At 34.3% G+C, this 15,070-nt stretch carries 16 protein-coding genes; 10 read left to right on the forward strand and 6 right to left on the reverse strand.

Going from position 1 to position 15,070, the window contains the following annotated elements; all coding sequences use genetic code 11:
- Positions 1–75: 75 nt before the first annotated feature.
- Entirely contained in the window at positions 76–1,170 is a 1,095-nt protein-coding gene (locus BST91_RS07375) for an HmuY family protein (protein WP_085774984.1), read from the reverse strand.
- 3 nt (positions 1,171–1,173) lie between these two features.
- Positions 1,174–3,309 (reverse strand): TonB-dependent receptor plug domain-containing protein, encoded by a 2,136-nt coding sequence (locus BST91_RS07380; RefSeq protein ID WP_085774985.1) that lies wholly within the window; start codon positions 3,307–3,309, stop codon positions 1,174–1,176.
- A 103-nt stretch (positions 3,310–3,412) separates the two neighbouring features.
- Between BST91_RS07380 and BST91_RS07385 the strand changes: the two genes are divergently transcribed.
- Genes BST91_RS07385 through BST91_RS13395 form a run of 5 tightly spaced genes read left to right on the forward strand, consistent with a single transcriptional unit; the run spans position 3,413 to position 8,515 of the window.
- Positions 3,413–4,321 (forward strand): DUF6607 family protein, encoded by a 909-nt coding sequence (locus BST91_RS07385; protein ID WP_085774986.1) that lies wholly within the window; start codon positions 3,413–3,415, stop codon positions 4,319–4,321.
- Positions 4,321–5,814, forward strand: a complete 1,494-nt coding sequence (locus BST91_RS07390) for an ankyrin repeat domain-containing protein (RefSeq protein WP_085774987.1) — start codon at positions 4,321–4,323, stop codon at positions 5,812–5,814. The genes BST91_RS07385 and BST91_RS07390 overlap by 1 nt, the downstream gene beginning before the upstream one ends.
- A 7-nt stretch (positions 5,815–5,821) precedes the next feature.
- Positions 5,822–6,304, forward strand: a complete 483-nt coding sequence (locus BST91_RS07395) for a DUF2271 domain-containing protein (protein WP_157546917.1) — start codon at positions 5,822–5,824, stop codon at positions 6,302–6,304.
- Between the two features lie 4 nt (positions 6,305–6,308).
- Complete coding sequence (locus tag BST91_RS13390) at positions 6,309–6,800, forward strand: PepSY domain-containing protein (RefSeq protein ID WP_085774988.1); 492 nt, start codon at positions 6,309–6,311, stop codon at positions 6,798–6,800.
- Positions 6,801–6,832: 32 nt separating this feature from the next.
- Complete coding sequence (locus BST91_RS13395) at positions 6,833–8,515, forward strand: flavodoxin domain-containing protein (protein ID WP_262497010.1); 1,683 nt, start codon at positions 6,833–6,835, stop codon at positions 8,513–8,515.
- A gap of 40 nt (positions 8,516–8,555) precedes the next feature.
- Here BST91_RS13395 and BST91_RS07410 read toward each other — a convergent pair whose 3' ends face one another.
- Complete coding sequence (locus BST91_RS07410; RefSeq protein WP_042277939.1) at positions 8,556–8,804, reverse strand: hypothetical protein; 249 nt, start codon at positions 8,802–8,804, stop codon at positions 8,556–8,558.
- A 192-nt stretch (positions 8,805–8,996) separates the two neighbouring features.
- On the opposite strand from BST91_RS07410, the gene BST91_RS07415 reads away from it, so the two are divergent.
- Entirely contained in the window at positions 8,997–9,347 is a 351-nt protein-coding gene (locus BST91_RS07415; protein ID WP_085774990.1) for a DUF6686 family protein, read from the forward strand.
- A gap of 6 nt (positions 9,348–9,353) precedes the next feature.
- Here the strand turns inward: BST91_RS07415 and BST91_RS07420 are convergent, their stop codons facing one another.
- Positions 9,354–10,517, reverse strand: a complete 1,164-nt coding sequence (locus BST91_RS07420) for a BamA/TamA family outer membrane protein (protein WP_085774991.1) — start codon at positions 10,515–10,517, stop codon at positions 9,354–9,356.
- Positions 10,518–10,675: 158 nt separating this feature from the next.
- On the opposite strand from BST91_RS07420, the gene BST91_RS07425 reads away from it, so the two are divergent.
- Together BST91_RS07425 and hemN are read left to right on the forward strand one after the other, a co-directional pair.
- Entirely contained in the window at positions 10,676–10,963 is a 288-nt protein-coding gene (locus tag BST91_RS07425; protein ID WP_085774992.1) for a hypothetical protein, read from the forward strand.
- Positions 10,964–10,965: 2 nt separating this feature from the next.
- The gene (gene hemN, locus BST91_RS07430; RefSeq protein ID WP_085774993.1) at positions 10,966–12,324 is read left to right on the forward strand and encodes an oxygen-independent coproporphyrinogen III oxidase; all 1,359 of its coding nucleotides are present in this window, start codon (positions 10,966–10,968) and stop codon (positions 12,322–12,324) included.
- Here hemN and BST91_RS13490 read toward each other — a convergent pair.
- Positions 12,321–12,683 carry a LysR substrate-binding domain-containing protein gene (locus tag BST91_RS13490; protein WP_317043020.1) on the reverse strand — a complete coding sequence of 121 codons (363 nt, stop codon included), beginning with the start codon at positions 12,681–12,683 and terminating at the stop codon, positions 12,321–12,323. The genes hemN and BST91_RS13490 overlap by 4 nt on opposite strands.
- A 29-nt stretch (positions 12,684–12,712) precedes the next feature.
- The gene (locus BST91_RS13495) at positions 12,713–13,237 is read right to left on the reverse strand and encodes a LysR family transcriptional regulator (protein WP_317043021.1); all 525 of its coding nucleotides are present in this window, start codon (positions 13,235–13,237) and stop codon (positions 12,713–12,715) included.
- 373 nt (positions 13,238–13,610) lie between these two features.
- Here BST91_RS13495 and BST91_RS07445 point away from each other — a divergent pair, with 373 nt between their 5' ends.
- Both BST91_RS07445 and BST91_RS07450 read left to right on the forward strand, forming a co-directional pair.
- A complete protein-coding gene (locus tag BST91_RS07445; protein ID WP_244895590.1) occupies positions 13,611–13,889 on the forward strand; it encodes a hypothetical protein in 279 nt (92 codons plus the stop codon).
- Between the two features lie 21 nt (positions 13,890–13,910).
- Complete coding sequence (locus BST91_RS07450) at positions 13,911–14,876, forward strand: sodium-dependent bicarbonate transport family permease (RefSeq protein ID WP_085774994.1); 966 nt, start codon at positions 13,911–13,913, stop codon at positions 14,874–14,876.
- The last annotated feature ends 194 nt before the right edge of the window (positions 14,877–15,070 follow it).

Raw genomic sequence — 15,070 nt, forward strand, 5'->3', positions numbered from 1 at the left:
ACTGGACAGGCTCTACCTAAAAAAATAAACACTGAGCTAATTCAATATTTAAAGAGTCTAAGTGAAAAGAGAAAATTATTCTTCCAATAACTTGTAAGCAAATTGAGGATATCCTCTTTCATTACTAGGACTTGTAAGTGCAAGAAATTGGAGTTTGTAGTAGTTTCCATTGGCATCGTGAATGACATAGAAAATATCTTCTATAAGTGATGGTGAAGCACTAGGACCACCGCCGTTTCTCCATGTACTACCTATACTTCTTTGATCATTTTCAAAATTGCTATCCACAACATCTAATAAACTAAAGTCCTCGTAGGTGATACCTTCCTCAGCTTCATCAATCATATAAGCTCGCGCACTCGACTTGATGTTATTGGTTATAAAGTCTGCATAAGCATAGGCTCCATAACTTTGTCCATCAAAAACAGCCTCGTTTGTAAATACGGTATAGCACAAATCCCATTCTTCTTTTTGTGGCTCAACACTCACTACTGATTCTGTATTAAAACTGAAAAAAGTATAATGGAAGGAAGGGTTTTTATTAATGGTAGTTGTTTGAAAGGTAGTATCGTCAAGGTTAGCATATTGCAATAAATAATTCTCGCCGTCTTTTAAGATTCTAATCTTCTTCCAACCTCTAGCATCTCCTTTGTAGTTTGAAGAACCGGAATTAGGTTGATCTACACCTACTTCATAGCCTAGATTGATTAGATAAACATTGTTGTTTGAATCTACTGAAGAGACTACATCTATAGCGGTTCCTGATATATTCCCATCTGGTGCATCGATAAACTCCATATTTGCTGGATTGAAATTACCTACTTCTGCCTGTGGTTGTAATTGTTGCACTTCAGGATTTGTTGAGTTTACCGCAGTCATATCGTTAGTAGATAAGCGAGCGGCCATCATGAGGATAGATCCGTTTATGATAACCCTATCTTGCATAGAACTAAACCCTAAATCCCACGAGGTTCGGTTAACCTCGGTTGCAATATTGGTACTCAAATCAAAAAAGACCTGGTTGGGCATATTAGGACCACCTACATTAGGAGAAACTGTAGCGCCATCTACGGTTACTACAATTGGTCCCATAGGCTCATCGTCTTCACTACAACTACCTAATAGTAGAATGCTTATAATAGTTAAAGCTGTTAATAGATTATTTTTCATGTTTTAAAAATTAAGTTTATATAAAAGTTTTAAATAAAAAGATCGTCCGTAACCCAGTAAAATAGAATTTGTTGCTGTGTTGTGTGCACCGCCACTAGAGGTATAATTAGTATCTACACGAGTAATATCAAATAAATTACGCGCTCCTACTGTAGCCTCTAATTGATCACTTAAAAAGGATTTTCTTATCGATGCATCTAACCATGAATAAGCATCTGTTTCAATCTTGGAAAAAGCTGAATTACCGTCACTGTCTGAACCTGTAACCCTAAAATCTTGCTGTCTTCCGTTATAATTTACAAGTAGCGAGAAAACCGTATCCCACTTAGGGTAACGATAATTAAGACTAGCATTCAATTGGAATTGATACAAGTAGTCGTCACTAGCATTATCTTCACTTGCTAGCTCTCTAGATATACCAAAAACAGTTGCATTTAAAGAGGTACTCCAGTTCTTTAATTTAAGTGAATTAGTATTAGTTAATCCTATAAAACGATAACTATCTATATTCACATATCGGTACTGTAAAGGATTCGTATTTACAATGGATAGTTCAATGCGATCAGATAAATCAATGTAAGTTAGTTTTACACTATTCTCTAATCTAATCAAAGAATTATCAAACCAAGTTTTCTTTTTTAAACTTAGGAAAGTAGTTAAACCTTCTTCTGGTTTTAAATTCTCGTTACCTTGGACATCATGGTTAGCATCAACAAAATAATAATAAAGCTCAGTAAAATCAGGAACCCTATACGATGTGCCTACATTGGCTCTTAATTCAAACCCTTTTTCAAATAATTGTCTTGCTGTTAATTCATAAACCGCCTTGTTATCGAACTGAGAGTTATAAATGAAACGTATACCAGGACGTACAGTTAACTTATCACTCAAACCTATTTCAGAAGAAATGAACCCAGCAAAATCATTGATGTTTCTAGTTTTAGGGTTTAAGATGTTTTCTCCTGCAGCTTCCCTATCAAAACCTTCTTGTATAGTTATTTCATAACCTACCTGAGCATTAAAACGATCCGTTTTGAAAAGATTCCCTAATGTACCTTTTGAATAGAAAAATTTCCCAGATTGGTTAACTTCATCTATTTCTGCAGTTCGTTCTCTGGTAAGAATGAAATAGTTAAATTCATTCAATCTTCTTTTTTGTTCTTGATAGGATAATGAAACACTATACCTTAAACCAGAATCAAATGTACCAGAGCCATTAAGATGATTGAATATTCTTGAAGTTTTATAAATCCTATCAGTAGCAGATGGATTAATGGTTGAATTCTGGCTATTAAAATTACTTCTTACTGTAGAATTAAAGAAGTTGATAGTCTCGTCAAAGTACTCAAACTTATAGAAAAACTTGTGCTTTCCATTAATATAGCCTAACAATGCGTTTAAGGTAATTTGTTCCTTAGGTAACCACTCGTAACCTCGCAAACCATCATTCTCAAAATAATCACGACCTTTCTTATTATTAAAAAAACCAGCAAAATCGTTTCTGGTTACTCCTACACTCGCATACCAATTATCATTAATGTTGTGTGAAATTGTAGCGCCTTGTACATGCCTACCTTCATCAAACCATGCGTACTCGTCGCTTACCGTTTCTTCTTGTAAGGAGAGATTAATTCTCCATTTGTTTTGATCAGATTTTTTGGTGATAATATTTAAAACACCCGATACGGCGTTAGCACCATATTGAACTCCCATAGATCCCTCGACAATTTCTATACGTTCAACATCGTCTAGATTAATTTGCGTGAGATCAATGTTGCTTCCTACTCCATTATCACTCACTATGGGAACATTATCAATGAGAACATTAAAATAACGAGCATCTAATCCAAAAAAACTTACTGTACTTCTACCTGTTGAAGCACTAGGCGTTACATTAAGATTTAGATTAAAATTGAGCAAATCCGCTACATTAACGGCAGCTATTTGTTTGATATGTTCTGCTTTAATGACTCGCACGTTGTAAACCGATTTTTTAATTGATTGTGGATTATACTGTCCGGTCACCACAATCTCGTCTAGCGACTCTACCTCAGTTGTATCAATAACGACTGTTTGTTGTGAGTTCGCTTTCGCGAAAGCGAGAATTAAAACGAATAAAACATTAAACTTAAATTTCATTATTAATTAGAATGATTCTTAATAAGGCGCAAATATATATTTTATTTTTATTTAGAATCAATAAAACAACTATTTTTGCAGCAACAAAAAATTAGTACTAATCATGAAAAAAGTTTTAATACTTGGTGTTCTATTAATTTCTATTGCAGCAACTGCTCCTAGTAAAAAGAATGATGATGCTTATGCCATTAAACAAATGTGTGGCTGTTTTGAAGTAACTTTTAACTTTGCGGAAACCTTTAATTATTCCCAAGATTCACTATATAAGCCCTCAAAAACCAAAGTTGATAAAGGACTAGAATGGGCTCAATTGGTTACTGAAGAAAAAGACAAAATCCAAATTCAACACTTACTTCAAGTAGGAGATCCTTCAAATCCATATATCGTGAAACATTGGAGGCAAGATTGGCTGTATGAGAATACAGATTTATATGAATACAACGCCGACAACAAATGGGATTTTATTCAATTAGACAAAAAGGACGTAAAGGGTCAATGGACTCAAAAGGTATATCAAGTTGATGACAGTCCTAGATATGAAGGTACAGGAACCTGGGTGCATGTTGATGGTAAAAGCTATTGGGAAAATACCACTAGTGCTCCATTACCTCGTAGAGAATATACCACTCGTAGCGATTACAACGTAACGATGAGAGGTAATCGTCACGAAATTACGGATTATGGTTGGGTACATGATCAAGACAACTTAAAGATCATACGTAAAGAAGGACAAGAGGATCAAGTACTAGCAGCCGAAAAAGGTTATAATACCTACAAAAGAGTAGACGATAGTCGTTGTGCAGCGGCGGCTCAATGGTGGAAAGATAATAACGACAAATGGAGTACCGTACGTTCTAAATGGGACGAAGTTTACAACCGTAACACCGATTTACATTTACATGAAAAAGTAGATAATAAAGTGCTTTTCAAGCATTTATTTGATGAAGAAATTAAAACTAAAGATCAAATTGATCCTATTATTGAATCATTCATAATCTCAAACCCTAAATAATGAAAGGAATTTTAAACTTAATCCTATGCGTTGTTGTAAGCTCGTTTTCAATCGCGCAAAACAATGTATTTTTAGAAAGATCCTACTGGAATTCAAAACCTAGTCTAGAACAAGTAAAACAAGACATCGCGGCCGGAAACGATGCAACTCAATTGAATCAAAATGCCTTTGATGCTGTTGTATACGCGATTAATTCGGGTGCTGATAATGATGTAATCTTTCATTTATTATCGTTAGAAGGAAATGATGTAAACAAACTTACACACGACGGAAGAACCTATATCTTTTGGGCTGGTTATAAAGGGAATCTACAAGTCCTAGAATACTTAATGAGCAATGGAGCCAATACAGATGTGATTGACAGTCACGGTTATACCTATCTTAATTTCACAGCGAATGCTGGACAGCAAGACACGGCTTTGTATGATTTTATATTTGAAAACGGTGGTAGCCCTAAACAAGTTAACAAACAAGGTGCCAACGCTCTTCTTCTAATTGCTCCATCTTTAAAAGATGAGAAGCTCCTATCCTACTTCATAAGCAAAGGATTTGACCTAAACGCAACCGATTATGATGGGAACAACATATTTAACTATGCTAGTAAAAAGGTTAATCCTGATTTTCTTAATCTGTTGGTTGAAAAAGGGATAGACTATAAAAGCAAAAATGAGAATGGTGGAAATGCCTTCTTATTTGCAGCAAGAGGTACACGAGGAAACTCAAATTCTCTAGAGGACTATCAATATTTAGAACAATTGGGTATTGATCCTAATGTTGTAAATAATGACGGAGTAAATGCCCTGCATTATTTATCAGGAAGAAATAAAGATTTAAAATTATTTGATTTTTTCATAGATAAAAATGTAGATATTAATCAAGCCAATAAAGAAGGTATCACGCCTTTCATGAATGCTGCACGTAGTAACGATAACACTGTTATAGATTATCTATTAGACAAAGTAAAAGATATTAATACAATAGATGAGAATGGATATAGCGCTTTAACTCATGCTGTGCGTTACAATCGCGCAAGTGTAGTTGACTTACTTCTTAAAAACAAGGCTAACGCTCTTGTTGTAGACAAGGAAGGTCAATCCATGGTTTACCATCTAATTCAAAGTTATAACAGCTCTAGGCACGATGACTTCATCAAAAAATGGAAATTACTTACAGATGCCGGAATTGAACTTAGTGCTCCTATTTCAACAGAAACAACCATCTGGCATGAAGCTGTTAAAAAAGATAACTTGAAACTATTAAACTTAATTAGTACTGTTTCCAAAGAAAAGATAAACGATCTTGATAAGGATGGTATGACGGCGCTTCATCTCGCTGCCATGCAAACTAAGAATCCTGAATTATTAAAATTCTTAATCGATCAAGGTGCAAGTACCCAAATTACTACTGCATTTGATGAAACAGTTTATGACCTAGCTCTAGAAAACGAGTTATTGATGAACGAAAATGCTAATCTAGATTTTCTAAAACCCTAATTAAAAAATGATGAGAATATTATACATGGCCCTTGTTGCCTTGATTTGTCTATCTTTTACTGCTTCTACCGTTTCAAAAACGGCCGTAAAATGTATGATTCAAATGAAAAATTATACAGGTGAAGGTGCCTACATAGTAGTATCTGTAACCGATAAAGAAGGAGAATATAAAGAAACGATTTATGTTCATGGAAAGGATCCAGAATGGTATAGCGAGATTGACTCATGGTGGAAATTCTACGGTAAGCATAGACCAGATATCGACGCCATATCTGGTGAGACTATCGCTGGCGGTGAGCGTTCCATTAGTGTGCTTGAAATACCTACACAATACATAAATTCCAATCACAAACTACGTTTTGAAACTGCTGTAGAGGATCAAGATTACAATGAAGTAGATTTGGAACTAGATTTAACTGATAGTAATCTTAAATCTAAAGTTGATGGTACAGGTTGGATTAGATACGTGAGATTAATGCCTCAAAAATAAATAAGTGATTACATCTATATATAGATACAGTCACCTTGTACTCGCAGCTATTTCCTCCCTTTTTTTGGTAGTAGCTGCGATTACAGGTTTAGTACTTTCAACTGAACCGATTTTTTATGACTTCAAACAACCAGATAAAATCGATTTAAGTGAATTAAGCCTAGGACAAACTATTCATAAATTACAACAAGAATACGACGAGCTTATTACACTTTCTACAACCTCGCAAGGCCTTGTTCTGGCCGATGTTGTAACTAAAGAAGGTACAAGCGTTACCGGCTACATAAATCCCAAAACAGGCATGTTTCTGGGTGATGAAATAACGCGACCTAGTATTTACAATTGGTTCACAAACTTACATAGATCCCTATTCCTTAAATCAATAGGAAGAGGTTTTATAGGTGTTTCCACCTTTTTATTAATCTTAATAATCGTATCTGGGATATTTTTATTAGCACAGCGCCAGGGGGATTTAGCAAATGGTTTTCCTCTATAAAGGATAAGGAATTCCATAAAAAATACCACGTAATACTTAGTCGCTGGCTTTTGATACCTATTCTAATTATTGCTATCACTGGTGTTTATCTTTCACTGGAACAGTTTGATTTGATTCCTGTTGAGAATCAATCTTTAGATTGGAGTTTATCGCCTGATGAGGAGTTACCATTAGAAACAATTGAAAATCAAGTCTTTTTTAAGACCACGACCCTAGATCAGGTTAAAGAAGTCAACTTTCCTTTTTCAAGTGATCCCATAGATTATTATGAAATTTATTTAAAGGAAAAAAGTGTTCTGGTCGCACAACACACGGGTGAAGTCATCGATCAGGTAGAAAATCCTTTTACAGCACTTGTTTCTTATTACAGTACCATTTTCCATACTGGGAGCGCATCGCCGCTGTGGTCTGTGATCTTGGGAATATCCTGTATAGGAATACTATATTTTATTATTTCAGGATGTGTCATTTATTGGAAACGTAGGCCTAAGAAAAATTACAAGCTAGAACTTTCAAGCGTACAGGATAGTGAATATATCGTTTTAGTAGGGTCTGAAAGTGGTAGTACCTACGCTTTCGCGAAAGCGTTCACACAACAACTCTTAAGCACAGGTAAAAAAGTATTCTTAAGTGATCTTAATCATTACCAGCAATACGAGCGTGCCTTACACCTCATCATTTTTACAGCAACCTATGGTGATGGCGATGCGCCTACTAATGCTAGGAAGTTTTTTGATAGACTAGAAAAAATTGATCAACCTAGATCATTATTTGTGTCTGTAGTAGGATTTGGTTCTTCTATCTATCCAAAATACAATGAGTTTGGAAAACAAGTTTATCATCGTCTAGTAAAAGATGAAAATATGAAACCATACCTGCCGTATACTGAGGTAGACGAAGAACACCAACCAGAAGAAACTTGTAAGCAGTGGCTGCAGTTATGGCAACAAAAATCAGGTTTTCCTATGGAACTAAAGGTTGACCAGTTTTCTAAAAGCAATATTGAGAAACAAAAATTTAAGGTAACTCATCGCAGCCCATTAAATAAGGATGAAACCTTTATCATAAGCTTACAACCTACTAGTTATAATGACTATCAATCTGGAGACTTATTAGAGGTTTATGCAAGTGAAACAGCAAAGGCACGGCAGTACTCGATAGCTCGTATACAAAACAAAATAGTCTTAAGTGTTAGAAAGCACGAACACGGACTGTGTTCCACTTATCTAGCAAACTGCCATAAAAACGATGATATCATGGCCACAATTAAAACAAATACCAGCTTTCATTTTCCTAAAGATGCTCCAAAAATTATTATGGTAGCAAATGGTACTGGAATAGCACCTTTTCTAGGAATGCTGGATGAAAATAAAACGAACATACCTGTAGATTTATATTGGGGTGGAAAAAACATAGAGAGTCTTTCCATTTATGGAGAATATCTAGAAGATGCTCATAAAAAGCAACAAGTATCTAATTATCATATTTCATACTCTAGAGAAAACGAAGTTGTAGAATATGTACAACATAAAGTAGCTGAACACAAAGAACAAATCACTACTGATTTGCTACAAGGCGCAGTCATCATGATCTGCGGATCTTTATCCATGCAAAACGAAGTTCTAGACTTATTAGAATTATGGAACAAAGAGAATCCTGAGATCCAACTAGAACAAATGTATAAAAATCAAAAAATCCTTACTGACTGTTATTAATACAGTCCGTAAGGATAATATGTAGTAAGTTGGAAGCCTATTAAGCAGTAACTTTTTCTGGTGCCCAAGCCTCACACATCATTCCTGCGCTTGCCTTTTCTGGATGAGGACAAGAAGATGACTTGAATCTAGCACATTGTGCGCAATCGTGTTCATTATTAAGATCGGCACGCATATCAAAACTGTTACAAGTGTAACTACTGCTCACTGCCACTTCATGAATTTTACATGTATTATCTGCGTTCAAGTTTGAACAATTTCCACAAGTATTTCCTAATCTAATTGCCATAATCTTTGATTTTTATTTAAAGATATAACACTTTACAAGAAGAATATTCAATAAGTTGTTAATTACCAGTAATATGCATTTAGAATAAATAAAGATAAATGAACTTTAACACTCTAAATTTATTTAGAATAATTAAAAATAGATTATATTTGCACTGTAAATAAAGGGTTTATAACCGATTAATTATTTTTCATGAATCACGAACTTCAATTAATTACAAAAAATCAATTTGGTGAACTTAACTATTGCAATGGTTGTGATTGTTATTCGCTTGTTTTTTCTAATTTCATTTTTAAGTTCACTGTGAATGAGTTTGAAACATTTCAAAATTATATTAATGACATTCCTATGTCGTTTTGGAATAACTCTGAGATGATGAAAAATAAAAAACGTCGCATTCCAATTCACACTAAACAAAAGAATCTTACGCTTGTTTTTAATGGTGAAGAATTTACAAAGCTCAAGGCTTTGGTAAATGGAGTCACTAAAAAAGATGAATTCTTATCCTTATTAGATATTGATTATCCGCTTCATTTGAATTAAGGATGCTTAAAAAGCTTCGGCAATACTTAAGTAAAAGCTACTAGCTCCATTTTGTCCACGGCCGTAGTCAAGTCTTAGATTTAAATTTTCTGATTTATCTAGCATAAATCTTAGTCCAGCACCATAATTAAATTTTAAGCTGTCAAACTGAAAATCAGATATATTATTATAGACATCGCCGGCACCTACAAAAGCTACTAGCCCTATCCTACTATCTTTAAAGTTTTTACGGTACTCTATTTGACCAGCTAGTAAATCGCGGTCCACGTACCTACCTTCACGGTAACCTCTCATAATTTCACTACTTCCAAAAAAAGAAAATTCTGAAAAAGGAATATCTCCTCGCGTGAACCTACCTATTGTTTGTATAGCAAGAATGTCAAGGTTATTTGGTGATACGTCAATATAATGTCTTAAATCAAAACGAGTAAGATTGAACTTATGAGTACCACCTACTGCTTCAAAATATTTACCATGTGTAAATTCCAAATACCATCCGTCTTGAGCATTTAATATATTACTACGGCTATCGTATAATAATGCAGCTTCTACACCAGCCGATGTTGAACCATCATAACCACTAGGTCTAGTTTGATCAATAAGTTTTCCTGGTTCTATTTCAACATCATAGATTATATTATACCTTACACCAGCTCCTAGAAATAAATACCTAAGTGAGGTTTGTTTGAGAAATATAGGCTCAAATAAAAATTGATAATAATTATACTGTTCTTCATTACTTTCAGGTGAATTGTTTCCCATACCGTAATAAAGCCTAGGGTAATTCTGGAACAACAAATTTCCTTCAATCACCCATTTTTCCTGATTGGTAAAAACCTCAAATCCAGAATACAAAAAGAACTGATTGTTTAACGTATACTGTAAGGTGATCGGCATGTTTGAAGTTCTAGTTTCCTCGCCACTACCATTAAATTTGAATAAATATTTTGCTCCTGTTCCAAAAGCAAAACTGGTCTCTGGAGAATAACTTATCACCGGTGCGGCGATAAATTTTTGTAGGTATAAACTACTATCTTTTTCTACAGCTTTACGATTCGGGTAAAAAGTAAAAAACTCTTTAAGATCTTCAATAGTTCCCTTTTTTTCTTGAGCGTTAAGAGCGGAACAACTTAGGATTATCAGTATTACGGATAGGTAGAAATATTTCAATATATGCTATTTAAATGTCCAAAATAAAACAGGCGTAATAATAAAAGTATCAGTGTTTTACTAATTAGGAAAACTTTATCACTCTTTAGGGTGACAAAAGTCATCCTTTATGGCTTGTAGTCGGTTCTAGATTTGTATCAAATTTAAAATTTATAGGTATGAGCACTTTGTATAACAATTTAAAAAAAGACTGGGAAAATCACTTCATGATGTATGCTGCACTAGCTATTATAGCATCAACCTGTTTAGGAGGATTTGCGGTATTGTCCATTTTCAATAATGGTAGTGGTGTCTCACAAATGATTCAAATATTTCTTGTGGTAACGATTTGTAATATCGTAAATGCTTCTATTCTAACAGTTCAAAAACCAGAACGTGTATTAAAGGCACTTATAGCAAGTTTAATCATTTGCTTCCTCATTACGACAATTAATCTATTGTTCTAGAAATGGATTTAGTTAGAAAGTATAACGTAGCTGGTCCTCGTTATACCAGTTACCCTACAGTTCCCTATTGGGATGATACTACTTTTAACGTTGAGTCCTGGAAGGAATCTGTTAAAGTTAGCTTTCGCGAAAGCGGAATAAATACTGGCATCTCTTTATACATACACCTACCTTTTTGCGAAAGCATGTGTACTTTTTGTGGATGTAACAAAAGAATTACTAAAAATCATAAGGTCGAAACACCTTATATTGAAAGTGTTTTAAAGGAATTTGATTTGTATTTAGATTTAAGGGAGCAAAAACCTAGAATCAAACAAATTCATTTGGGTGGTGGAACTCCAACATTTTTCTCACCACAGAATCTAAAACAACTTATTGACGGCATTTTCAAAAATGCATATCGGGATGATAACGTAGAGTTCAGTTTTGAAGGACATCCTAACAATACCACATACGAACACTTAAAAGTTCTACATGATTTAGGTTTTTCTAGAGTGTGTTATGGTGTTCAAGATTACAATCTCAAGGTTCAAAAAGCTATAAATAGAGTTCAACCTTTTGAAAATGTTCAACAAGCTACTCAAATGGCTAGAGACATAGGTTATAGTAGTGTAGGACACGATATCATTTACGGTTTACCTTTTCAAACCTTAGAAGATGTAATATCGACAATTGAAAAAACGATAGAACTTAAACCAGATCGCATTGCTTTTTATAGTTATGCACACGTGCCATGGATTAAAGGTAATGGACAACGTGGTTTTAAGGACGAGGATTTACCACATCCTACGATTAAAAGAGCGCAATATGAAACGGGAAAACTCTTATTGACACAAGCAGGATATGTAGAGGTCGGCATGGATCATTATGCACTGCCCGATGATACTCTTGCTGCTGCAATCCATAACGGTAAACTACATCGTAATTTCATGGGTTATAACAGTTCCAAAACAGATTTAATGATAGGTCTAGGTGTTTCCTCAATAAGTGATAGTTGGTCAGGATTTGCACAAAATCATAAAAACATAGAGGACTACAAGCAAGCAGTAGACCTAGGTATACTTCCTGTTTTTAGAGGTCATATCCTTACGGAAGAAGATATGATTATAAGAAGGCATATTTTGAAATTAATGTGTCAATTTTCTACTAACTGGACTTCAAGCTCAGATTATTTTGATGAAGTTCCAGATGTTCTTATAGCTCTTAAAGAATTGGAAGCCGACGGACTAGTTATTCTGGATAAAAACGGTGTTACTATTACTGCAAAAGGTAAACCCTTTGTTAGAAATATATGCCTACCGTTTGATTTAAGACTTAAAAGAAAAAAACCTGATACACAGTTATTTTCTATGACGGTTTAACTTACTACCCATTTAAAATGCTCGTCGATAATGCTACTTTTATTATCAGATAAGTAATCAATATACGCTTGCGCCACTGGTGTAAGCGTTTTGTTTTTTAACCATACTAGGTTCCACTTCGTTTCTATAGGTAAGCCCGGATAATCAACGGTCTCAATCAATCCCATTTCAAGAGCATTTTTGATTCCGATTTTGGGCATAATTGAAAAACCCAGTCCAGCTATTACAGCTTGTTTAAGTGCCTCGTTTGAAGTTAATTCAATTCTCTTTGTAATTGGATATTCATTTGCTTTTAAAAAATCTTCCATCGCATTGCGAGTAGCACTACCCGATTCTCTGTATAATAGTGGTTGACTCATGAAAATATCTTCACCTTCCTTTAATTTATTTATTCTTTTTTGTTCCCTACTAAGAAAAGTTCATTTTTAAATATAGAAAAGGTTTTAAGCGATAAATGCTCTGGCAATACAGAAACAAGAGCAAAATCTACTAGATTCTCCTCCAAATCTTTTATTACTCTTTGTTTGTTAGTCACATCCATTTTAAACTCAATTTGTGGATGTTCATCTATAAAACCTGATAAGAAATAAGGCATTAGATACTTACCGGTAGAGACTACAGAGATTTTTAAAGTCCCAGCCAACTTTCCTTGAAAGCGTTGAACCTTGTGCTCCATTTCCTTGATTTGTTCAAGAATATTGATTGCTGTGCGAGCTATTTCTTCACCAAAATCAGTTACATAAAGCTGTCTACCAACTACTTCAGTTAAGGGTAAGGGAAATTGCTCTTGAAATTTTTTAAGCTGTATGGATACTGCTGGCTGGGTTAAAAAAAGACTTTCAGATGCCCTTGTGATACTTCTATGCTTAACAATCTCTATAAAAATTTGTAATTGATGTAAGGTGTAATGCATAAACTTATTTTATGGTAAAGATAAAAAATATAAATAAAAATATATGCAAATGATGTTCAACCTTTGCACCGTAAATGAGAGCATGTTATGGCAAGAACACAAAACCTGTATTCCAATCATAATTCAAAGAGAAAATTAATCCGGTTGAAAACAACTGCGCAACTTATTAGCATTCAAATTGATAAGACAAAAATAAGTAAAGGATTACAAGTTTTATCGGTTTCTAGCTTTTTAACAATTTTACTCGTTGCCGTTATATATAGTTATTGGAATAATACCTATCACTTTAAACCCTTAGTATTTTCTAGCGGTATTATTTTCTTACTCATTTCATTAAAATTTATTAACTCTAAAAACAAGTAATATGTCTGTAATGATTAACCACAAAGTCAATCTCGTAGAAGGGACTTTTACACCGCAAGAATCTTTGGATATCATTAATGCGTTAATCAAAGAAAAAATTAATTTCCATAAACTACATAGACTTTCGATAGCTGAAGGTAATCTTTATGAAGATACAAGTTATGATGATGACCGCGTGGCACAACTAAATGAAGAACGTCAATCTTACCGAGAATTTTATAAAGAGATTAAACAAAGCGGCAAAAAGTTACGCATTAAAGGAACTTTAGAAATTGAGGTTCTAGATTAATTCTAAGATTACTAAATACTTATGGATTTACATTTACTGGCAGATAACCTAACAAATCCTGCCTTATTATTTTTTATTCTAGGTCTTATTGCTTCACAAATTAAAAGCGACCTAGAAATTCCGCGAACCTCTTCAAAATTCATTTCACTATACCTTCTATTAGCCATAGGCTTTAAAGGTGGACAAGAACTTTCTCACAGCCCTATTACAAACGATATTTTATGGGCTTTGATCATGGGTATTGCTCTGGCTGCCCTCGTACCCGTCTACACTTTTTTCATATTAAGAATTCGGTTTAGCCTAGAAAACGCTGGAGCAATTGCTGCAGCCTATGGATCAGTAAGTGCTGTCACCTTTGTAACTGCAATAAGTTTCCTAGAAATGGAAGGAATAGAATTTGGCGGACACATGGTGGCAGTAATGGCCTTGATGGAGGCTCCTTCTATTATAGTAGGTGTTCTTTTAATGAGGATATGTAGTAAGAAGAAAAATAAAAAAGATAAGGATACGAGCAAGATAGTTAAGCATGCGGTAACTAATGGTAGCGTTTTAATGATTCTGGGTAGTTTAGTCATCGGTATACTAGCCAACGACGCACAGGCAGCCGATATCAAACCTTTTACTACAGATATTTTTAAAGGTTTTCTTGCTGTATTCTTATTAGATATGGGTATTGAAAGCGGTAAAAAAATTGGTGCATTAATTAAGAAAGGTTGGTTTGCCTTAGGATTTGCTCTAATAATTCCAATTGTAAATGGAATCTTTATCGCTTGGGTTTCACAATTTGTACTTTCAGAACCAGGCGATAGATTTTTAATAGCCATACTGGCAGCGAGTGCAAGTTATATTGCAGTTCCTGCGGCCATGCGTATAGCAGCACCTAAAGCCAACCCCAGTTTATACTTACCTATGGCGCTAGCGATAACCTTTCCCTTCAATATCACCTTGGGCATGCCATTATATATGTATGTGATACAATCTTTATAGTTAAATGGTTAACTAGAATTATAAAAAGGAACCCAAAGATGGGTTCCTTTTTTATTTCACTCATGTGGTGTGAAGAAGTTCATTTTTAAACTTAGATCATTTAAATAATTGATTTTTCTACTCTATCGAAATTCTCTCATCGTATATCATTTCATTTTGAAAGTGCCAACTTTAAATTTTGACGTTTTCGGTCC

It is taken from the genome of Nonlabens tegetincola, assembly GCF_002117085.1.
GTDB classification, from domain to species: domain Bacteria; phylum Bacteroidota; class Bacteroidia; order Flavobacteriales; family Flavobacteriaceae; genus Nonlabens; species Nonlabens tegetincola.